This window comes from Coleofasciculus sp. H7-1 (genome assembly GCF_057473865.1).
Map to the genome: position 1 here is coordinate 293,490 of NZ_JBYCCT010000072.1, position 21,844 is coordinate 315,333.

Annotated in this window: 19 protein-coding genes; 7 read left to right on the forward strand and 12 right to left on the reverse strand. The window is 48.3% G+C overall.

Translation table 11 applies throughout. The annotated features are described in order from the left end of the window. Positions 1 to 163 precede the first annotated feature (163 nt). Entirely contained in the window at positions 164 to 799 is a 636-nt protein-coding gene (locus AC2VDX_RS21475) for a phycobiliprotein lyase (protein ID WP_378184628.1), read from the forward strand. 48 nt (positions 800 to 847) lie between these two features. Further along, complete coding sequence (locus AC2VDX_RS21480; protein WP_378184629.1) at positions 848 to 1,999, forward strand: extracellular solute-binding protein; 1,152 nt, start codon at positions 848 to 850, stop codon at positions 1,997 to 1,999. Here AC2VDX_RS21480 and AC2VDX_RS21485 read toward each other — a convergent pair. The 7 genes from AC2VDX_RS21485 to AC2VDX_RS21515 all read right to left on the reverse strand — a co-directional run bounded on the left by AC2VDX_RS21485 (position 1,947) and on the right by AC2VDX_RS21515 (position 7,899). Then, entirely contained in the window at positions 1,947 to 2,621 is a 675-nt protein-coding gene (locus AC2VDX_RS21485) for a hypothetical protein (RefSeq protein WP_378184630.1), read from the reverse strand. The two genes, AC2VDX_RS21480 and AC2VDX_RS21485, sit on opposite strands and share 53 nt — an antisense overlap. A gap of 309 nt (positions 2,622 to 2,930) precedes the next feature. Beyond that, positions 2,931 to 4,730 (reverse strand): putative bifunctional diguanylate cyclase/phosphodiesterase, encoded by a 1,800-nt coding sequence (locus AC2VDX_RS21490; RefSeq protein WP_378184631.1) that lies wholly within the window; start codon positions 4,728 to 4,730, stop codon positions 2,931 to 2,933. A gap of 697 nt (positions 4,731 to 5,427) precedes the next feature. Beyond that, positions 5,428 to 5,631, reverse strand: a complete 204-nt coding sequence (locus AC2VDX_RS21495) for a sensor histidine kinase (RefSeq protein WP_378184683.1) — start codon at positions 5,629 to 5,631, stop codon at positions 5,428 to 5,430. Continuing rightward, positions 5,607 to 5,870, reverse strand: a complete 264-nt coding sequence (locus AC2VDX_RS21500; protein ID WP_378184633.1) for a sensor histidine kinase — start codon at positions 5,868 to 5,870, stop codon at positions 5,607 to 5,609. Before AC2VDX_RS21500 ends, AC2VDX_RS21495 begins: the two co-directional genes overlap by 25 nt. After that, positions 5,851 to 6,201, reverse strand: coding sequence for a hypothetical protein (locus AC2VDX_RS21505; protein WP_378184635.1), 351 nt, complete (start codon positions 6,199 to 6,201; stop codon positions 5,851 to 5,853). The genes AC2VDX_RS21500 and AC2VDX_RS21505 overlap by 20 nt, the downstream gene beginning before the upstream one ends. After that, a complete protein-coding gene (locus AC2VDX_RS21510; RefSeq protein ID WP_378184637.1) occupies positions 6,170 to 7,297 on the reverse strand; it encodes an aldo/keto reductase in 1,128 nt (375 codons plus the stop codon). Before AC2VDX_RS21510 ends, AC2VDX_RS21505 begins: the two co-directional genes overlap by 32 nt. Before the next feature lie 101 nt (positions 7,298 to 7,398). Continuing rightward, entirely contained in the window at positions 7,399 to 7,899 is a 501-nt protein-coding gene (locus AC2VDX_RS21515) for a bifunctional nuclease family protein (RefSeq protein WP_378184639.1), read from the reverse strand. A gap of 391 nt (positions 7,900 to 8,290) precedes the next feature. On the opposite strand from AC2VDX_RS21515, the gene AC2VDX_RS21520 reads away from it, so the two are divergent. Next, positions 8,291 to 8,998: a riboflavin synthase gene (locus AC2VDX_RS21520; RefSeq protein WP_378184641.1), complete on the forward strand. Its 708-nt coding sequence runs from the start codon at positions 8,291 to 8,293 to the stop codon at positions 8,996 to 8,998. A gap of 69 nt (positions 8,999 to 9,067) precedes the next feature. On the opposite strand, the gene AC2VDX_RS21525 is transcribed toward AC2VDX_RS21520, so the two are convergent. Both AC2VDX_RS21525 and AC2VDX_RS21530 read right to left on the reverse strand, forming a co-directional pair. Beyond that, a complete protein-coding gene (locus tag AC2VDX_RS21525; RefSeq protein ID WP_378184643.1) occupies positions 9,068 to 10,723 on the reverse strand; it encodes a M23 family metallopeptidase in 1,656 nt (551 codons plus the stop codon). A 118-nt stretch (positions 10,724 to 10,841) separates the two neighbouring features. Beyond that, positions 10,842 to 11,669, reverse strand: coding sequence for a biotin--[acetyl-CoA-carboxylase] ligase (locus tag AC2VDX_RS21530; RefSeq protein WP_378184645.1), 828 nt, complete (start codon positions 11,667 to 11,669; stop codon positions 10,842 to 10,844). A gap of 95 nt (positions 11,670 to 11,764) precedes the next feature. Here AC2VDX_RS21530 and pgeF point away from each other — a divergent pair, with 95 nt between their 5' ends. Continuing rightward, entirely contained in the window at positions 11,765 to 12,556 is a 792-nt protein-coding gene (gene pgeF, locus AC2VDX_RS21535; protein ID WP_378184685.1) for a peptidoglycan editing factor PgeF, read from the forward strand. A 55-nt stretch (positions 12,557 to 12,611) separates the two neighbouring features. Then, complete coding sequence (locus AC2VDX_RS21540; protein ID WP_378184647.1) at positions 12,612 to 12,785, forward strand: hypothetical protein; 174 nt, start codon at positions 12,612 to 12,614, stop codon at positions 12,783 to 12,785. Here AC2VDX_RS21540 and AC2VDX_RS21545 read toward each other — a convergent pair whose 3' ends face one another. The 3 genes from AC2VDX_RS21545 to AC2VDX_RS21555 form a co-directional block, all read right to left on the reverse strand. Next, positions 12,786 to 15,185 carry a hypothetical protein gene (locus AC2VDX_RS21545; protein ID WP_378184649.1) on the reverse strand — a complete coding sequence of 800 codons (2,400 nt, stop codon included), beginning with the start codon at positions 15,183 to 15,185 and terminating at the stop codon, positions 12,786 to 12,788. It abuts the gene before it with no gap. A 454-nt stretch (positions 15,186 to 15,639) separates the two neighbouring features. Beyond that, positions 15,640 to 17,190, reverse strand: coding sequence for an iron uptake porin (locus AC2VDX_RS21550; RefSeq protein WP_378184687.1), 1,551 nt, complete (start codon positions 17,188 to 17,190; stop codon positions 15,640 to 15,642). Between the two features lie 1,033 nt (positions 17,191 to 18,223). Continuing rightward, a complete protein-coding gene (locus AC2VDX_RS21555) occupies positions 18,224 to 18,916 on the reverse strand; it encodes a RibD family protein (protein WP_378184651.1) in 693 nt (230 codons plus the stop codon). Between the two features lie 264 nt (positions 18,917 to 19,180). Here AC2VDX_RS21555 and AC2VDX_RS21560 point away from each other — a divergent pair, with 264 nt between their 5' ends. Together AC2VDX_RS21560 and AC2VDX_RS21565 are read left to right on the forward strand one after the other, a co-directional pair. After that, positions 19,181 to 21,349 carry a sensor histidine kinase gene (locus AC2VDX_RS21560; RefSeq protein ID WP_378184653.1) on the forward strand — a complete coding sequence of 723 codons (2,169 nt, stop codon included), beginning with the start codon at positions 19,181 to 19,183 and terminating at the stop codon, positions 21,347 to 21,349. Between the two features lie 430 nt (positions 21,350 to 21,779). After that, the coding region (locus AC2VDX_RS21565) for an IS1 family transposase (protein WP_378172274.1) at positions 21,780 to 21,844 on the forward strand (65 nt) is incomplete at its 3' end.

The window sequence follows — 21,844 nt, forward strand, 5'->3', positions numbered from 1 at the left end:
TATACTTACGTAGATAAAGAAGATAGTAACGGCGATCGCGCTTCAAAAAAACTGTAGCAAAGGCTAGAACCTTTATCAGTAGCCAAGAACACAGACGTATGTTAAATTAATCAAGCAAGCCAATCACCTTTCACTTGCGTTAAATTTTGCTTTTTTGAAAAAAATGCTCAGCATCAGAGAGTTTTTTACCGCTTGTACGGGGGTATGGACAACGGAAAGAATGTATCATTCTGTCCTCAGCGGTCAGATTGAACGCTCTCATACGGAATATTCGGTAAAAGCCCTGACATTGGAACAAAAGCAGCAAATTTTGTCATTTTCTTCGTTAAATGGCATAAAGGTAAATCTTGCCCAAGCAACGGAAGAAGAAAATGCCTGTCCTGGGTTTGCGATCGCCTTTGATACCGTCTCGGAAACGGGCGAACGAGTATCGATGAGTTTGAAGGCTTTATTTGTGCCGGATGCCTACGTGGTGCCTGGAGAATCGCCCACCGAAATACCTCCTCCACCCATCGCGGCTGAAGTTTTAGATGGGGAAGCGATTAAAGGTTTTTATTTGCGGGATGAGGGATACTCAGAAGCGGGAGCGATCGCGGGGCGCTTTACCTATCAGCCCACTCGCCAAACTCTGGAAATGATCACCTACTACCGGCGTTCTGTTGCTGTCGATCAAATGCGGATTGTAGCGCCGGATACCAGGCTCAGAACGATTATTACTTACCAACGACCCGAACCCGGAGAACAACCAACGGTAATCGATTTGGTCGGCTTTGGCGTCGAGCGCCGACAAGCGTTATAAACAGCGAATAGCGAATTGCTAATCGCAGGATTGCTAGTTGCTACAACCATGAAGAGACGGTCTTTTCTGCTGGGTGCTGGAACTCTGACATTGAGTCAGATGGTTGCAGGGTGTGGAAGTTCCCAAAACCCCACACTAAGAGTCAAACTTCTAAAAAATTCCATTCCCGCTCAGCTGTTAAATGAATTTCGCCAGAGCCTCAAGCAATCGGCGACTCTGAATTTTACGCCAGCAACACAGTTAAAAGAGCTATTTGCGAGTCTAGAAACTTGGCAGAATCCCAGTAAAGCGAAGCAGGGCTGGGGTCTTAGCTTACCCATGATTACACCCAAAACACCCGTCGTTGCCGACCTGGTGACTTTGGGGGATTTCTGGTTAGCACGGGCAATTGAGCAGAAACTCATTCAACCGCTCGAACTAACACAGGCGGGGTGGAATCAGTTGCCAAGCCGATGGCAAGAACTGGTGAAACGCAATAGTCAAGGTCAATTTGACCCCGCTGGAAAAATTTGGGGTGCGCCCTATCGCTGGGGAAGCACGGTGATTGTCTATCGCCGCGACAAATTCAAATCCTTGGGATGGACACCGACGGATTGGCAAGATTTGTGGCGAGAAGAACTGCGCGATCGCATTTCTCTTTTAGACCAACCGCGAGAAGTGATTGGTCTAACCTTAAAACGGTTGGGTCATTCTTACAACACGGAACGAATTGACAAAATTCCAGAGTTGAAAAATACCCTGCAAAAGTTGCATCAGCAGGTGAAATTTTACAGCTCCGATACCTATCTACAACCGCTATTGCTAGGAGACACCTGGCTGGCGGTGGGTTGGTCAACAGATGTATTGTCGGTGATTAAGCGCGATCGCAACATTGCTGCCGTGGTTCCTTTGTCTGGAACTGCCTTGTGGTCAGACTTATGGGTGCAACCCGCCGCTGCTGCTGCGAATCCCCTCTTGCAGGAGTGGATTAATTTTTGTTGGGAATCCAAACCTGCTACGGAAATTTCTTTGTTCAGCCGCGCCGCCTCGCCGATTGTTACTGGCATGAATCCAGCAGAGTTACCTCAATTTTTACAAACAAACCCCGTCTTGCTGCCAGATGCTCAGGTACTAGACAAGAGTGAATTTCTGTTTCCGCTTCCCCAGTCTACGGCGCTTGCGTATCGTTCCCTGTGGCAGGAAATCCGCCAAACGGTTTAGAACGAACCCGCAGACTATCTTGACCAGAGGCGACAATATCGAGATTGCAGACGGGTGGACTGGTACTGAAATTACAAGTGTAGGTTGCCAACGGTTCTTGTGGTTGATTGGCAATAAACACCCTGGTGTTGTAGCCATAATCTCTAGCAACCGTCCCAAAGCTGTTGACAAAGCTATAGCGTCCCATATAGTTCAGAAGGCTCCACAGTTGTCGGTTTACCACCAAATCCACCCGCTGTCGATTTGGGTATGCCAGCCAGTTTTCCAGTAATTTGCCACCAAACTGTTCCTCAGCCCACCAGAGGCTGGGAATCGTCGGTTTGGCTTGGGACATACTATCTGCTCTAATGACTTCACTTCTCGGTGGGCGAGACTCTGGCTCAAGTAGTTTTACGTCCAAAGGTTCTAGAGAAGGCAGCAGTGTGGCTGGTGTTTGTGCCTGCACTAACCAAGGGACAAGACACGAGGCAAGAATTGCCAAAGCTGATAACAGGAAGGAAGAAGCAATCTTTTTTCCTGTTTGGTATATCTGACATCTGCCAGCATTGTCATCTACCGTGTGTACCTGCCTAAATTGTTTAAGTTTCGCTCCAGATTTGCTTAGTTCCTGTAAAGATTCCATTTTACTCACGCTACTTCATGCAGTTATTGTCTGGTAAGAATTGCTAATGGTTCCGGCGATTGATTCAATGAATGGCTTGTAAATAAACGTAGGTTTAGACTGGTAATCGTTACTAGGGCAGGGAGCATCCCCATGAGAGTAAAAATCCATGACCAGTAGGGACGCGGTAATGCCGTGTTCCTACCGAGTGTTCCTTCATTTTTTGATCGTTCGCAACGCTCAAAAAGCTCTTTCTTGAAATTAGTAACTCTGCGGATAATATCAACAGTCACCCGACTTTGAGGGGACTGATGACGATATTTTATTACTTCATAAAACTTGCATCGGCAACCGTTTACCTGCAATCAACAATGTTTCCAATTCGGCTGCGGGTACGGGACGGCTAAACAAATAGCCTTGCATGGCATCGCAATGCTGTTGGCTTAAGAAAGCCAGTTCAGCGTCAGTTTCCACCCCCTCAGCCGTAACTTTCAGATTGAGATTGTGAGCGAGTTGAATCACGGCGGTCATAATCGCTCGGTTTTGGGTATCGCTAGTAACATCTTGGACAAAGCATCGGTCAATTTTCAAGGTGTCAAAGGGAAATTGTTTGAGATAGCTTAAGGAAGCATAGCCAGTACCAAAATCATCAATCGCAATGTGAATCCCCAACTGTTTCAATTCATTTAAAGTAGCGATCGCCATCGAAGTATTTTGCACTAGGATACTTTCAGTCAGCTCTAATTCCAAAGCATCTGGGTTCAAACCTGTGGTTTCTAATACTTGGACAATTCGCTGGCTTAAATCAGCTTGGCTAAATTGACGCCCCGACAGGTTCACTGACACCCGGAACGATGTAAATCCAGCGTTTCGCCATTTTTGCGTTTGGGCGCTGGCAGTTTGCAACACCCACTCGCCAAGCGGGACAATCAAACCCGTTTCTTCTGCCAGAGGAATAAATTCAGCGGGTGAAACCAGCCCCCGCGTCGGGTGCTGCCAACGCACCAAGGCTTCTGCACCGCTAATTTCTCCGGTTAGGAGATTTACTTGGGGCTGATAGTAAACTTGAAATTCGCTTTGTTCTAAGGCACGACGCAGACTCGCCTCTAGCACCAGCGCTTCGCCGTAATCGGCCTTGATATCCGTCGCATAAAATTGATAGTGATTTCCTCCCAGCTTTTGGGTGTAGAACATCGCCGCCACTGCCATCTTCATCAGGGTGTCTAAATCTTGCCCGTCTTTGGGATAGAAGGTAATGCCAATGCTGGCGGTGAGGAAAATTTGACCGCCTTCCAGGTTGAAGGGTTCATTCAGCGATGACAAAATGGCTTGGGCGACACTGGCAACCGTTTGTCTTTGATTTAAGGTTGCCAGAATGATCGCAAATTGATCTAAATTCAATCGAGCAACAGTGTCCTGTCGGCTTAGACAGATAGTGATTCGTTCGACAATTTCTTTGATTAACCTGTCACTACCTTGATTTCCCAAACTGTCACTAATCCGTTGAAACCGATCTAATCCCAGAAACAGCAGCGGGACAGGTTGAGCGCTGAGTGGCTGCTGGACAGAGGCAAGGGGCGATTCATTCTCCTGGGTTTTGGAATCGCTTTTGTGTTTATCTTGCCGCTTGCAAATAACTTGATTAAACCGCTCTCGCAATAGCAGGCGATTAGGAAGGTTTGTAACGCTATCGTAATGAACTAAGTGATTGAGTCTTTCTGCTGCTTGCCTTAGCGCTAAGGTATAGGGTTGAGTAATGGCTCTTTGTCTTTCGAGTCGGGCGGCGATCGCTTTGAGTATTTCCTGGGGCGTACAAGGCTTCGTTAAATAGTCGTCTGCCCCTAATTCCATTGCTTGACGCAGATCGGCTTTTTCAGCTTTGGCAGTCAGAAAAATGAAGGGAATTGTTGCGGTGACAGGATCTTGACGCAGTGCCGTCAAAACACCATAACCGTCTAGATCGGGCATCATCACATCGCAAATAATTAAATCTGGGCCAATCGTTCTTGCAATCTGCACGCCAGCAAGACCATTTTCTGCACCCGTCGCCTCGAAATCTTCCGCCTCTAACAGTTCTAATATGTTTTCGCGGATTGCTTCTTCATCTTCAACAACTAGAATTTTTACCATTTCTCTCAATTTCCTTTAATTTATTGTTTATCTTACAAAATAAAATTTTTATTTCTCTCGCCATTGTGCAAATAATTTAATTTATAAACCTTTTCTTATTTCTCATATTAAAATTTTATTTATATGTAATAACATCTTCTGCACTCGCGGCACAGGATTGGACTCTAACTTACTATTTACTTAAAGTAAAATTCCTTACCTAATTTATGAATAATTTAATAAAAGTTACACGAGTTATTATATATTTACTTCTAAAAAAATAAAACAATTGAATTTAAACTTTTATATGTAAGGCTTATCAAAAGCAAATATAAGAATTTATTACCTCCCTATAGTAACTAACTTTATCAATTGAACCTTGGTAGCTGCCAAGCCATATAAGTAGATGGATATAATTATTTGTAGGATGGGTAGAGCGACTAAGTGTTACCCATCAAACCCATGTCAATGTTGGGTAACGTTGCCTCAACCATTCCCTACATCTAACTTAGAATGAAAAAATCAACAAAGGCGAGAAGACAGTGAAATAATGTAGAGAAAGATTCTTTCCAAGTTGGGTATATAAATACAAAGCCCGTGAAAATCCCTGCAATAACCAGCTAAAACTAGCTCCTGAAGCTTAACAATTCCCAATCAACGGCAACTTAAGCGTAAATGTTGTATCCATTCCGACTTCACTTTCTACTGTAATTTTGCCTTAGTATAAGTCTACAAACTTTTTAATAATCGCTAATCCTAAGCCCGTACCAGGAATAGAGCCAACATTAGAAGCTCTATGGAAGTCAAATAATCGTTGCCGATATTGTGGAGGAATCCCAATTCCTGGCTCTTTAATCTGGAAGATGACATCCCCATTGTGACAGGTAAGTTCGCATTTTATAATGCCCCCCCTGGGGTATATTTGATAGCATTTGAGAGTAAATTGCTGAGGATGTGGCGCAGCAGTTTTTCATTGATGCAAGCTGTGGGACATTCTCCCTTACTCGCAAAAGTCAGCGAATGGCGATCGCCCGCTGTCAGTTGCATTTCTGCTACAAGGTCTTGGCATAATGTTTCAAGCTCTATCGGGGCGGAGTTAAACTCTATGTTGCCAGCTTCATTTTTGCCAATAAGCAGCACTTCATCTAGCATACTGTTCATCCGTCGTCACCGTATGCCTAAATTGCCGCCTGATTCGCTTCGATAATTTGCCCTTGATTGCCAATAAACAAAACAATGTCACGATCTCGCTGGCATGGATAAACTGGGTGGTGGTAGGGCAGAACTTCCAGACAAAACTGGGCAGCATATTGAAAATTTGATTAATCTCGCCAGCACTTCGCTGGATTAACGCTTCCGCCTGCTGACACCCATTCGGTTGCCATTTGACCATCAGAGCAACTATCCTGCAATAGGCATCAGAGGTCAGTGCTGAGATAATGCGATATTGTTGCTTACGCTTATTCCCAAAGCCGACGCCTAGGTTGCCCATTCAGACGTTGGTGAGAATCTTGCAAAAGCGCTGGAATGTCCAAATGTTGAGGACAGCGGGGTAGACAGTCACCACAGTCAGTGCAGCGATCGCCTTTCATCCCCGGAAACCAGTGACCGGCATTTTCAAACATTCGGTAGCGGTATTGACCATACTCTGTCATGTCATAGGCAACGGCTAAATTACGCAGGCGCAATATTTCTGGAATATTGATGTTTTCTGGACAGGGCAAACAAGCGTAGCATTGACTACATAAATCTGGGGAGATTACTCCTAAATGAGCTTGTAAGCGATCGAAAACGGCAGTTTCCTGCGGTGTCAGCGGTTCATCGCACTCAGCAACAGCCAAACATTCCTTCAATTCGCTGGGGTTCGCGGGGCCAACGCTGAGGGTGGTAATGCGGCGATCGCTCAACAAAAACCGATAATTTATTTCTAGGGGTGAGAAGGGATGGCACAGATGTTGAAGCGTTTCCGGTGGCGTGTAGAGTAGCCCTCCCTTATCCGCTGGCGAAATAATAAAAATGCCCAGATCCTTTTGGTTAGCTAACTCAACCGCTGGGGCATGGTGCTGGAAGAAGTAATAATAGTGCAGGTTGATGAATTCAAACAAATCGGTGTTAATCGCCGCCAGAATCACCTCCAGCGACCCGTGGGTGGAGAAGCCAACGTGTCGAACTCTGCCATCTGCCACGGCTTCCTGCACCGCCTGCATACAGCCTCCATCCGCTTGTACCCAGTTTAAATGTTCCCAGGTGTTGAGACCATGAATCGCCAGACAATCTACAAAATCAGTCTGTAGGTTCAATAGCGACTCATCAATCCACCGACGCATCGTATCGGCGTTACTGCTTGGGGGAAGTTTGGTAGTGATGTAAAGCTGTTCCCGCGATTGGGATAATCCCGCTGCTAAAGCGGCACCGAGATACTCTTCGCTTTTGCCGTAACCCCTGGCGGTTTCTAAGTGATTAATTCCAAAAGCAACGGCTTGATGCACCGTCTGGTAGGCATCTTCAAAGGAAGCCAGACAGCGCATCGTCCCGCAAGAAAACACTGAAAGCGGTAAATTTGTTTTTCCAAACCGCCGATAACGCATAAAAAGTAAAAAGAAAGAGCAAGAGAAAGCCGCGATCGCTGAAGTAAAAAGTCCATTTTCTTTCTTTAGGCTTTTGCCTTTTTACTTTTGCCTTTGGTGTGCTATGATTCCGTGCTGAAGCCTCCTCGCTGGATCAAATCTTCCGGTCGGAGCTTCGAGACAAAATCACGGAAGGCTCGGCGTTCTGCCTCATCGGCATCGCGGTCAACGGGGATAGAAGCATCGGCAATGACTTCTTCCATAACCCAAATAGGGCTGCCAGTGCGAATAGCGATCGCGATCGCATCACTAGGTCGAGCATCAATCTCCTTTTTTACCTCACCCTGGCGGACACTCAGGATCGCATAAAAGGTATTGTCCTGAAGCGAGTGAATGATGATCCGCTCTAAGGTCATATTCCAAACGTCCAGAATATTAACCAGGAGGTCATGAGTCAGGGGACGGGGAGGGGTTTGTTTTTCCAAAGCGCTGATAATTGCCTTTGCCTGATCTTGCCCAATATAAATTGGCAAGGCTCGTCGTTCCGAGGCATCTTTGAGCAACACAATCGGGCTGCGCGTCACGGCATCTAATGCAATTCCAGCGACTTTCATTTCAATCATCAGCTTGGCCTCTAGAACACGGTAGGCGTCGGGGGGGATAAAGCAAAGCTATAAACTGGTACTGGAGGTATTGGGGTCTCACAAACACGCTTGCGGTTCTAATCACCTTACCAAGCGACGGTACAACCAGCTATGAAGACTTGATTAAGTTGGGATCAACAAAGCTGTATCTCCCAGTATGCCTCAGTCTTAGGACGATTCGCTGGAGATTTTACTAAAAAATATAGACCCATTGCCTTCATCCCTCAGCTTATTGTTCGCTGTCAGTTATCAGTGGGTCGAAATCCGATTAATTGCATCTAAAAGCGAGTTGTTTTTCCGTATTTCCACTGAATCATCACCGACGCTCGTTTACCAATGACCGTTATTTACTTAATTTCACTTAAAACCAGTGTTTACCGGATTAATTCAAGCTCTAGGAACTATTAATTCTCTGGGAGAAGACCGTTTTGGGCTTTCCTGCTTGGGAGATACTTGTCAGCCTATGCTCTCAGATTTAGCCATCGGCGATAGTGTGGCGGTGGATGGCGTTTGTCTGACGGTGGAGGAAATTTCGTCTCAAGGCTTTGTGGCAACAGCTTCTCCGGAAACTCTCAGTCGCAGCACCTTAGGACAGCGAGAACAAGCCGCCGCCTACGTGAATTTAGAAACGTCTCTCCGGGTTGGCAGCAAGCTAGGGGGGCATTTCGTGACGGGTCACATAGACGGAATTGGCTGTCTGCAAGAGTCGGTACAAACCGCTACTTCCTGGGAAATGCGCTTTGAGGCATCGGCGGCAGATGATGCGTGGCAGCGCCAGATTGCTCGGTACATCATCCCCAAAGGCAGTATTGCCGTCAATGGGGTGAGTCTGACGGTGGCAGATTGCGACCCTGATGGCAGTTGGTTTAAGGTGGCTGTGATTCCTCATACTTATGCCCAGACAAACCTGCCTTATTTACAGACTGGCAGCTTGGTGAATTTGGAAGGCGATATTCTGGGCAAGTACGTAGAAAAATTTCTGCGTTATCCAGCCCGAACTGCTGGGCATGAGGCATCCGCCACGATAGGAATGGATGGAATTACACCCGCTTTCTTGGTAGAACACGGGTATCTTTAGAAATTAAAAATGCAAAATTAAAAATTAAAAAAGATGAATTTTTAATTTTTAATTTTTAATTTTTAATTGTTAGCTGCCTGGTTGCGGGGTTAATGGAACTGATGGAGCTGACGGAGCTGAATGGGCTGTTTGCAAGGCTTTGATCATTTGCGCCAGACCATATTCCAAGTGGGCACCTGGGTCCATTGCCATCCAGCCTTCTTGCGTTAGCTGGCGGATTTCAAAGTGAAGGTGGGGACCTGTGGAATTGCCGGTACTACCAACGCGCCCAATCACGGTTCCTTGTTCGATTTGTTGACCGGGTTGAACCAAAATTTCCGACAGGTGAGCATAGAGAGTTTCTTGGGTTTCGTTGTGTTGGAGGACAATGGCTTGACCATAGCCGCCCATCCAGTCAGCGATCGCTACCTTACCCGCAAAAGCTGCCAGAACTGGCGTACCCAGAGGTGCCCCCAAGTCGGTACCCGCATGGAACCGGCGACTGCCAGAAATCGGATGCGTCCGCCAACCGAAAAGCGAGGTAATTGGTGCCGGAACCGCCAGTGGGAAAATTAAGCTGGTATTGCCGTTAGCCAAGCCCCGAAAAATGGTCGGAATCGGGGCTTTGTATTCGGGCACATTGAGCGGTATAGAGCTTTGGCTAGTTCCGACGTTATTAGAAGCGATCGCTGTCGATCGAGTAGCGGCAGAGGAACCCAAGGACCTGGAGCGACGGTTAATTGAGCGAATGCCTTTGGGGCGATCGCGCAGTGGGCCAATTGCAACAGGATTAGCAGAAGCAACCAATATTTGCTGACGGATCTCCCGTTCTGGCTGGTTTACTCCCAAACGGGCGCGGCTGACTCTACGATTCGCGTACCCAGAAGTCCGTAATACTTCTGGTACGTCTGTGTCACTTGCGTACTCCCTACGGTTTCTGGTCGGGTAGGTTAATCTAGCAGTTTCCCTGAGGCTATTGGTGTTTCTGGAGGGTATCCGTGCCACACCACAGCTTCCGCCAGATAAACCCTGTCCGCTCTGCAAGACTCTTTGACATCCTGTTGACCGTTCCGACAGTACAACGGCAGGTGGTTCATCGTCAGCACGAATCGGCTCCTTGCCTCTACCCGTTGCACCAAGACTATAGTCAGTAGGATCGATATAGCTATTGTTGTAGTCGCTGGATCTGATCCCACTCTTTTCAGCTTTGCTCGGTCTAAGCTTGGGAGGCTTCACATAAGAAATTGTGTTTGGCTCCAACAACCTGGGAGGCGAAAGTTGGGCTTTTTTTGGAACGGCGACCGAGGTCTCTGGTGCTGATACTGGAAGCGAACGGCGACGGACAACAGCAGGTTCTGGAGCTGAACGGCGACGGTGGCGAACAGATGTTGTCTCTAACGCACGCTGACGAGCCAATCGGCGGCGACGGACACCCGATGAAGCTTTCTCTGCTGCTGGAGCCGAGCGACGGCGTACAAAATTTGGCTCTGGTTCTGGTGCTGCTGAACGGCGACGAACAACAGTCGGCTCAGTTCGTCGCTGGGGGTTAGTCTCCATTTTTACAGTAGGCGGTGCCTCTTGAGTAGTAGGCGTGCCTATTGTGTCTATGCTTGGATCGCTTTGTGCCCAAACTAAGCCGCTGCTGAGGACACCGAGACCTCCAATCCAACTAAGTCCCTGCACCAGCAGGGGACGGCGGCAAAACAGACCAAACGGAGTACAACTAGGGTGGTTTCGCTGGCTCATTTCCGAATCACTCCTCATCTCACTCACTCTATAAGGCCATACTGGTTAGTGTTTTTGGTATAAAGACATGGCTATTGTCTCTACCCCATCCGTTTTCACTCCCAGAGCTTGTGGAAAATTACCCACCATAGCCAAGACTGATTGTACCGGGCTTGAGGCAGATTTCCTCGGCAGCTGCTAAAGAGTTCAAGCGGACTTGAAGTTCGCCGGTGGATGCGACACCCACAATGACTCCAGAGCGTCCGTCTACGATGACAGAACGCCCTCTGCAACTGAGAAGCTCTACGTAAGCCGGAAGTAGGGCGTCTATTCCTTCTGGGGAAACGTGTTGATATCCGGATAAAATTCCCTGCAAAGTAATTGCCGCTAATCTTTCTAAAGAGGCGTTAGCGAACTGTGCGCGTAGGGCATTGGCTTCGATTGGCTGCTCCAAAAACGATTCCAGATTGATGCCAGTTTCGGGGACTGGATTCGCCCAGTTGATCCCCACACCCACGACGGCTTTGGTAATCCGTCCTTGTTGGACTCTAGTTTCGGTGAGAATGCCCCCTAATTTGCGTTTGCACAAGATCAGGTCATTCGGCCATTTAATCAACACTGGGATGCCGTAACTTCGCAATGCGGTAGCAATTCCCCAAGCGCTGCATAGGGTCAAATGGGCGCTATTGGTTGCTACTAAATCGGGAGCTAGAGCTACAGAGAGATAAAGTCCACCTGTACTGGATTGCCACTGGCGTCCCCACTGACCCCGCCCAGCGGTTTGCTGAAGGGCAATCACAACGGTTCCTGGTGTTGCTCCTTGGTCGAGCAATTCCCAAAGAGTCTGGTTTGTGGAAGGTAAAGTTTCAAAGATATGGAAAGAAAGCGGTAGAGGGACATCCCCTAAGAAAGTTTCCAGACAATGCTTATCAAATGCCACTGCTGCCAACTCATGAATTCGTAGCATAAGTTAGCATAATGTCACTGACATTTCAGGAGTTCCAAATGGCGATGCTTTCCCGCACCAATTTGAACCTGGGCGCAGGAGAATCACAGACTTTTATGAGTACCTGGCACTGGCGTACTTGGGAAGGATTGCCCTATCTAACTTGTAGCTTGCTTGAACGCTGGTCTCACGGATTTTTTACTCAACAATTTTCGCCCCGGTCTCCGGCAGAATTAGTGGATGTTTTACAGCCTGATGCTAAGGTTTATCGTGTGAAACAGGTGCATGGCAATACCGTGATGACGCCCTCAGAAATAGAAGCGGCAACCAGTGAGGTGCAAGCGGGGGATTCACTACCTCCTGCTGATGGGATTGTGAGCGAGCAGGTTCAGCAGGCAGTCTGGGTGTGCAGTGCGGATTGCACTCCGGTTTTAATTGCCGACCACCAGACGGGACAGGTGGCAGCGATTCATGCGGGTTGGCGCGGTACTGCTACCCGGATTGTTCCCCAAGCGATCGCTCGCTTCCTAGCTTCCGGCAGTCAACTCCAAAATCTGCTGATTGCGATGGGTCCGGCGATCGCTGGTAATGTTTATCAGGTGTCTGTGAATGTGGCATCTGAAGTAGGAGCCAGCGTTATACCAGATAAAGATCCGCAGAAAGATACAGAATCCATTCTTGATGCCTTGCAGCAGTTGCCACATTCACCGTTATTAGAAGATTCGCAACCAGGACGGGTACGACTGGATGTGCGGCGAGTCAATCAGCTGCAACTGGAACAACTGGGAATTTCTAGCGAACAGATAGCGATCGCGCCTCACTGCACCTACCAAGAACCAGACCGTTTCTTCTCTTACCGGCGGGACAAGCTGAAAAAAGTCCAGTGGTCGGGGATTGTGAGTATATAAACTGTTTTATAGCTTAGGGAGGGGCGCACTTTCAACGTGCGCCCCTTCATTGTTTGTGGACATCTACAAAAAAAATCGCCTCCAGTACATGACTTGGAGGCGATCGCCATATCATTGGTCTAACTCAAACTTAGAACACCTTGCTGTTGGTCTATTTTCCTGTCTTCAGGAGTATGAGCTAAACATTTGTCTTCAATCAGATAGCGATCGCTATCTGATTGAGTTGTAACTATGGTTGAGTAGTAGGCGTTGTTGTATCGCCGCTGGATGGAGCAGCATTTAAGCCTTCTGTACCACCTGTGCTAGGTGCAGGCTGCTGGGTGTTGCTATCATCATCCTCTGTGCTAGGTGCAGACTGCTGGGTGTTGCTGTCATCCTCTGTGCTGCTAGATGCAGGCTGCTGGGTGTTGCTGTCATCTGTATTTGACTCGCTCCCCTCAGTGGAGTTTGTACCAGGATTTGGCTCACCCGGTGCAACTGTTGCGGGAGTAGACGGATTGGTGGTTGGAGTCGTGGTTTGATTTTCTGTGGTGGAAGTTTCTTCAGCGCCAGCCTCACCTTCCACATTAGAAACCTGCTCGGTCGAAACCTGACGGAGACCCACCATACCACTAATCAAACGGCTTTCTGGTCCTACTTGCTGATAGGCGGCTATTGCCCGACCTTTCTTTAGCTTGTAAGTACCGAGAGCCAGACCCTGGCTATTTTGGCGCACAACCAGCAATTTTTGCTTGCCACGACCGCGCTCCACAAAGACGCCAACATTGCCACTGGACGTGGAAGCAACGTTGTAGACCTTCTGAGAACTCTGGACGAAGGAATTAGACAGAGAAATCAGGTCGAAGGATGCGTTGTTGTAAATGGTGACAATCGTTAGACCGCCGCTTCCCGTCGCGCTGGTGCTGGTGCCGCTGCCACCGCTGCTGCCACCTGTGCCACCTGTGCTGCCAGTGCTGGTGCCGCCACCTGTGCTGCCACCTGTGTTGCCACCTGTGCTACCGCCGAAACTACCACCGCCGCTGGTGCCGCCGAAGCTGCCGCCGCTGCCACCGCCGAAGCTGCCGCTAGAGTTGTTGATGACGGTGTTAAAGTTACCGCCATTTTGGAAGGTGACGTTGTAGCTCAAGCTTGAGTTAGAACCAAAGCCTGTGTTTTGGCTAGTATTTGCGCCTGCACCACTTGAGTAGTTGCTGGTGCCGCTCTGGTAAGATGTATTGTTCGTAGAAACATCGTATCCAGTCGTTCCACCAAACTTGCTGGCAACTGCACCAACAGTGAATTGGGTACGACCTTGACTTTCACCTTTGAGTTTGAAGGCAGTCGTTCCTTCTTGCCCAAATTCAAACTGTGTTTTGCTGTTATCGCTTAAATAGCCAACCGTGCTGTTGCCATTTATCGTGGTGATGCCATTCCCTTCGCCTTTAACTTTGAACTTGATTGCAGAATTACTAAAAGCGCTGGGATTTGTCAGCTCAAGCTTAGTGGTGCCACCGAGTTTAATATCTGTGCCAACTCCGGTGCCCTCAATCTTGAATTTTTGACCGCCTTGGCTGCTATCGCCTTCAATTTTGAATTTGGTTTGAGCATTATTGCTGCTGAAGGCTACCTTGTTAGTGCTGCTAAAGGTTTGAGCGTCGCTGGTGCCGCCAGCAGTTGTGATTTGACTACTCGTTTGTGAGTCGTCGCTATCGCTTGCGGTTGTGGTGTCAGTAGCGCAGCCGCAGGGAGTTTGAGTACCAGATTGCGTGCCGCTGCCGGTAGTGGTTGTAGTTCCGCTGGTTGTGCCGGTGCCACTGCCGGTTGTGGAGCTTTGAGTTGTATTGGCTTGATCGGAAAAAGTGCTACTTAAGGTGCCGAATCCTTGCCCTTCCAGCTCAAATTTTGTCTTTTGCCCCAAGCTAGAAGATGGAGGAAGAGGAACAGCGCCGCCTCCATTGAACTTCAGGGATGTCGGCAAACCAATATTGCCTCCAGTGAGTTTGCCCTCAAAGTTACCTACTTCTAAAACCCCAGATTTGGCAGTGTAGTTAGCCTGAGACTGAGTAGATAGTTGGACGGCTGTAACGGGCAGGAAAACCAGCGGAGCCGAACCCGTCTGCTTAGGGGCAATCAGCGAACCGCCCAAAAAGGCGCTGCTTGCAAAGGAATTCAGAGTAAAGTCTAGTTTCGTGGGGATGTTTGAGAAGGGAACAGCCGCGCCTTGAGAAGTGAAGGCTAGACCTGATAGGGTACCGATCAAGCTACCTTTGTCATCTTTTCCAGGACGACCAACATTGCCAGAACCGACATCTTTGAAGTCGGCTGCCTGCGGTACGAAGCGAGCAGCGCTGGTGTTTCCGGAAGTCGTTTGCAGTTGCAGCGTGGTGATGGCAGCGTCAAACAAAACCGGACTATTAGTACCAGCAGTAGTACCAGAAGTATTCTGTGTCTGTAAAGGTGAGAAGAAGGCTGCTTGCCCTCCTAACAGACCGCCTGTGATCGAGATCGACGACTGGGATTGAGTGGTTGTAGTGGGAGTAGAAGTCGTAGTAGGAGCAGTCGTCTGGGCGTGAGTCGTGGGAGCCAGAGCGATCGCCAAGCCTCCAGCGATACCTACACAAACAGCATACTTGGTTGATTTCGCAATCATGTTAGGACTCCATCAGTGAGTAAAGGACAGGATAACTAGCAGAATCTAGCTCAATTCGATAGTCAACAGGGGATCATAAGTTTCTTCAGCATTCATCCTGAGCAAGCTCAGAACTAGAAGTATTAGAAGAGAGTAATAACAGCATCCTGAGTAAATAGCATTTGGAGTAAGTGTGACCAGCATTAAGTAGAACTGGGTCATACTTGCTTGGCTTTGCTATGCCCTTGTTTGTCTAAAGGACAGTCTTGTTTCCCAGCAAGTTCCCAGATTTTTGCAAAGTTTTTGTAAACTTATTTACCAGTTCTTCTATACGTAAATATACGTAAAAAAGCGTTCCAGCCTGGGCTGCTGCGAGGTTTGCGTTGAAAATACTTACGAAGCGATTTGTAATGTTTTTATGAAGTTGTTAAGGAGATCCCTGAATGAATCTCCTTGACAAAGCGATCGCACGCTTTTAAAAAGTAAAGGTGGTTCGGATGGCACCAATGGTGATCGTGTCGTTATCCTGGTTGTGAAGCGGATTAAACAGTACGATCACCCCTGGCGTGACCGTGATATTGTCGGAGACTCGGAAGCGGTAGAAAGCTTCTACGTGAGTTGTACTTCCTGGCTGACCGCCTTCATCTCCAAAACCACCCTCACTAATAAAGTCAGGGTAGTTTCTTCCAATTGGCAGGTCACTACTGGTAATTTTGGGCGGCTGACCGACATAGATACCGCCGAGGTTGCCTTCACCAAGCAGATCGGGGAAATTGAGGTAAGCCATCCAGTTGAATGTCTCTACATTTCCCGATACTCCTTGCGGGTCGGAAGTAGTGTAGCCTCCCCAACCGCCAACTGTGATGTTGGGTGTAGCTCGGAATTCTAAACTGGCACCAAAGGCATTAGTATTAATCGGCCCTCTGCCTGCCGGAGTCGGGAGGAGAACCAAATCGTCGCCAACGCCAGTCCCCAATCTTCCAAACGGAGAGTAGGAGTTGATGTATTGCAGGGCGATATCAAGCGTATTAAGCGGCGATACGACCAACTGCAAGCCAGCTGCCGTCTCTCCATCTTCTCCGCCGCCGATACCTCCGCGAAGAGCATCTGCGGGTCTGCTGGCAGAGTAGACGCCTTGTAAGCTAATGCGTGGACTGACTTGCCAGTCAAAGCCTAAGCCTCCGCGCCCCCCAGTGTTAATAATCGGGTTGCGTTGAGCAAAGCGGGAAAGCGGCCCTTGACCAGCACTTTCTACGCGATTTGCTCCCCGGAAAACGTTAACTGGGTTGACCCCCTCCGGCCCGATGATGAAGGCAAAGTTATTACCGATTAACTGACGATAAGTTAGGTCGCTCAGTACAATGTCGTTCCCAGTGTCTCCTTCATATCCCAAGAAGACCATGTCGTTGTTGAGCAAACGAGGTCCCGAATTTCCAGAACCCGCTTGCAATCCAGTCAGCAGTAGGCTGCGAGGACTAAACTGGGTAAACAAACTCAACTGGACGTTGGTAATGACGTTGGCATTTGTATTCCGGTCTTCCAATCGGTTCCCAGTTGATTTGCGGTTCAGGAACAACTCAAATTCATTCTCACTGCGTCCCTGAACGCCGACGACAGCCTGCCCAAATAGCTTCGTCGTGGTGGAGAACTGATGGCTTTCCAAGAAGGCGGTACGACCTTCCAGGTTGTCTACCCGCGTCCGCAGGGTCGCCAGTTCCGGCCCAAACTCATCAATGAGTCGTCGCAGTGTTTCTAAATCCGCTTCGGTAGCTGCATTAGGCGCACTAGCGGCAATCAATTTCTCAATTTGCTGGAGACAGGCATTCACCCCGGCGGCAAATTCATAGCGGCTGAGTGCCCGGTTGCCGCGAAAAGTGCCATCGGGATACCCTGCTATACAGCCGTAACGCTCTACAAGACTTCGCAACGCTTCGTAAGCCCAGTCGCTCGGTTCCACATCGCTGAGCTGGGAAACATTGGTGACTTGACTCAATGGGTCGGCTTCCATGTCCTCTGGGTTTTCCATTTCCAAAGGATCGACTGCTGGTAGCACTTGTTCGCTAGCATCTTCAGAGGGCAGCGCTTGAGCTTGCAGGTTATTGGAATTGCTGACACTTGCTGCGTCTACAAGAGTGCGAACCTCTGTTTCCGTGTTCTCAGATGCAGCGGATTTAGCATCCAAGCTCCGACTGCTGGCAGACAAAATGGGAGACTTTGCGGATGTCGAGAATTTTGGTAAGCTAGCTGCCGGTTGCAACTGGCTTTTTTCGGTTAGGGGCGTTAAGTTTGCCGCAATGGCAGATTCTTTAGTTGCCGCTACAGTTAGCGTGGCTGCTTTTAGTTCCGGCAAGACATCCGCAGGTGCGAGTGTTAATTCAGAGGCGTCTACAGTGGGCGAATTTGCTGTCGGTTTTGCCTCTGCTGCATCCGTTCCCGTCGCTAAATCTGTAGATGCCGAGAATCCCTGGGTTGAAGACTGGACTGCCTCAGCGGCTGTAGTTGGGTTGACATCTGTGGCTGCCATCGCCGGGGAGAGGCTAACTGCTAGCAAGCCAAAGGCTGTAAATACTAGCGCTGAGGATGCTGTTTTCTCTATTCTCCACTGGGATTTCACGGGTCTAAAACTCCTCAAAACACACCATATTTGTTGAAATTTTACACCAATATTGTGTCAGCCGCTACTAAGCTTTTTATTACTTTTCATCAGCTAGGGATTTAGGTTGGCAGGTGACGTTTACCCAAAAATAAAAGTTCCCGGCTGAGTTTATTTTTTTTCTAATCACTGACCAATAAGAATCGCTCCCAGGTATTAACTGAGAAGCGATTCTTCTAAACAGAGGCTTGAGCCTTTGCGCCTTATTACTCAAGGTTATCTGAGACAAGCGATCGCACGCTGATCTCAGAGCCGAAAAATGGGCGATCGCTTCTTCTCGGTTCAACTTAGTTTACAAATCCTAACAATTAGTAGCCGATCTATTTCCAACGCCATTTCTGTTTTGTTAGTGCAACAGAGATTGTGCAAATAATTCTCAACTTCCATCTACAATTGCCAAATTCAACTAACGTTGCCGCCGGTAGTGTAGAAAAACTTCTTGCTGAATCGACTCAACTGACAAGAGTTCCAGCCGAGGTGCAAAATCTGCCAAAAATCCAGAACCTTCTACTGGCGTCGGTGCTGTTGCTCCTCCTAAAATTAACGGACAAACCGTGAGCCAGAATTCATCGATCAAATCAGCCGCCACCAAAGCACCTACGAGTTCCCCTCCCCCCAAGACAGCCAGATGTTCCAAACCTAGATCGCAGAGGTGTTGAAAAGCAGCAATCCAGTTAATTCCATCTGTCGTCGCCTCCACTCCTAGAACCCGCTCAAATTCTGGACATCCTTGCCAGCGTTTGGCACCCGCCTCTACTGTAAGTAACCACCGAGGTACGGGTTGACGAAAAAAGCGCCATTGCGGATCTAGATCGGCTGATTGAGAGCAAACAATTTGGATTGGTTGGAGCGATCGCCCCTCCTGTTGTCGCCAGCGTAGCAAATCGGGATTCGTGACGCTCAGTGTCGTACCGTAGGCGCGGAGAGTACCCGCACCAAATAAAACCCCATCCGCTTGGGCAATCTGTTTTTCCAGGTGCGCCAGATCCGCTGGAGAGGAGAATCGGGCGCTAGAGCGACGAATATCCGCAATCTTGCCATCGGCACTCATCGCCAAAACAACTGTCGTAGAAGGGCGTCTCCAGACAAATCCCGTCATCGCTACCGATCGCTCAAATATTTAATTAGGGTTTAAGAATTGCTTATATTACAGGAATTAGTGTAGAGATTCCACAAAGTCAACCTTTCCAGAGTACACGAGGATCTGGAACCGTTCTAGGATGGAATGGATCTGTCAAACAGTATCGCTCTACCAACACGATTAACCCAGAAAAAAGTAGGCTAATCAATACCCCCACCCTGATGGGGTGATTTATTGATAGTTCTTGCTATTGGGTTTTCCACCTCAAATTAGAAAAGTCCTATGGCTAAGCCGGGTCAATCCTCCTTCCGTCGCATCCTGCTGTCACGCATTTTGCTTTTGAGCGTCCCGGTACTGCTGATGGGGGTGTATGTAACCTACAGAAAAGCACGATCTAGCATACTGGAAACCGCTCGCCAAAATCTCACCGAAAGTGCAGTGAGAAAAGGAGAGAGCATGAGCGAGTCAATTAAAGCGCTCTCTGCCAACTTAGTGACCGCAAGTGAAGCCGTCGTACTGCAATCGCGATCGCCAGAAGCTTATCAAAAATTTTTAAACCAACTCGCCCAACAATTGCCGACGCAAGTCCAGTGCATTCAACTCATCAACGTGGAAACGGGAGAGATTGCTGCTAGTACTTGTGGGCAGGAACCCATTAGTACGCTAGATGCAAGTCAGTGGCCCCAGCAGCAAAAAGAATTACTATTAGACACTTCCAAAGTGCAGGTAAAATCGCTGCTTCCCAGAACCTCCCCGGTCAATTCAACTGCTAAAGAGAATCAACCCAGCCCTAAAAGCCAACTCAGATTGATTTTCAGTGCGCCTGTTTATGACAGCACGGGTTCTCTGCGTTATGCCCTGAGTGTCCAATCAGCTCTACTGAAACAAGAGCGTGCCAAACCAGGGTCTCTGACTGGCTATCCAGTCGTGATTGACCAGGATGGAACCATTTTGGCGCATCCCATTACCCAGCGAGTCGGAAGAAATATTCAGCAGGAGGCAGATGGAGAACGCCTCGAAACTGTAATGAAAAACGCGATCGCGGGTAGAAATGATTTTCTGCACTTGTTTTCTTTCGAGAAAAACGGTGTGGAATTACTCGCAGGATATACCCCGATTCCCAGTCCCATTAGCAACCAGTCGGATCGCCAGTGGGTTATCTTAGCCGTCACTCGCTTAGATAGTGCCCTATCGGGTCTAAAAGAAATTCAACAGGTGCTGGTGATTCTGACATTTGGCTTAATCGCCGCTAGTCTACTGGCAACGTTGTATATCTCTCGCGAACTGGCGCTGCCATTGGAGCAATTGAGAGACTACGCTGGGTCTAAAGGGCACTTTCACTCCACAGACCCGGTTCCTCACAACTTCAAAATCCGAGAATTCAATCAATTATCGGAAGCGCTCGATAATATGGTGGAGCGCCTGAAAGCGTGGGCAGAAGAAATCGAAACAGCCTGGAAAGAAGCACAAGCAGCTAACCAGCTGAAAAATGAGTTTCTAGCGAATACTTCCCACGAGCTAAGAACTCCCTTGAATGCCATCATTGGTTGCATTCGCCTAGTACGAGATGACTGCTGCGATGACCGCGAAGAAGAGATGGATTTCTTGCAGCGAGCAGATGATGCAGCGATTCACCTCCTGGGAATCATCAATGACGTTCTGGATATTGCCAAAATTGAAGCGGGTAAGCTTTCCGTCGTCATGGAGCCAGTCGATCTGCGAAAGTTGCTTAAGGAAGTGATTGATTTACAGGCTGTTCCGATTCAGCAAAAAGGTTTGCAGTTTAATACACCAGATTTGCCAGAATCAATTCCTATCCGTACTGACCCCGCAAAACTCAAGCAGGTGCTGCTAAATGTGGTTGGCAACGCGGCTAAATTTACTGAAAAAGGCAGCGTCACGATTACCACCCGGATAGAGACCAGTCATGGCAAAGAACAGGCAGTGGGTAGTTCTCTACCTCCTAGCTCTCATTTATCGAATGGGGTCACTCAAGCCGCGACAGTGAGTAATGAAGAACAAACAAAAATCCAGGCGGTGGCATCTGTGGGCAATGGGCAAGAAGTAAGAGAAGAATCGGCTAGCATCTCGAATGGAGCTTCTAGCCTTTCTCGAAGCCTTTTGACAGGAACTGCGAACTCTCTCAAAGAGCGTCTCGTGCCTTCTATGCGTGTTGTTGTGACAGTTCACGATACGGGGATTGGCATTGACCCGAATCAACAGCATAAACTCTTTCGTCCCTTTGTCATGATTGATGGCACGACGACCCGAAAATTTGGCGGCACAGGTCTGGGGCTAGCAATTTCTCGGAACTTAATGGAACTGATGGGAGGTAGCATCACGCTATCGAGCGGGGGAGCAGGTCTGGGCACGACCGTGGAGATTGCCGTGCCGATGATTGATACTTCAGTGTTGCCAACTCTTGAGTCTACTAATGCGGCAAAAAATTAATAATTAGGCTACCTGTTTCACTGCGGAATGAAACCCCTCCCCGTCAAGGAAAAGGGGTGCATAGAGGGCATCTCAATGGTGAAAATTTACATCAAAACCTTTCCTTAATCCCCTCGTTTACAGGGAGAAGTAAATTTCGCCCTCGCCTTGAAAGGGGAAAAATTGAATAATCTTTAATTTTTCATTGACTGGGGAACCTGAAAGACTATCCGAATCTGGGATTGAGGTCAGGTTCCCCAGCACTGGTGATATTTGTTGGGTTACTCTTACGCTCAACCATTCCCTACGATTTTTATTCATCAGGACTTACGCAAAGCTTATACATATAGCGTTTTTTCGGGTTCAATTCCCCTGTGGTTGCCCACACTGGCAATGTTCTAGACGTGTGGAAATGAGAGAATGAGAGGAGTTGTCTTTCCTGTCCTGACCAATGATATTAGAACCTGTGTTGTGTCCCGATTGTAGCAGTGATGATGTGGTGAGACACGGTCGCTC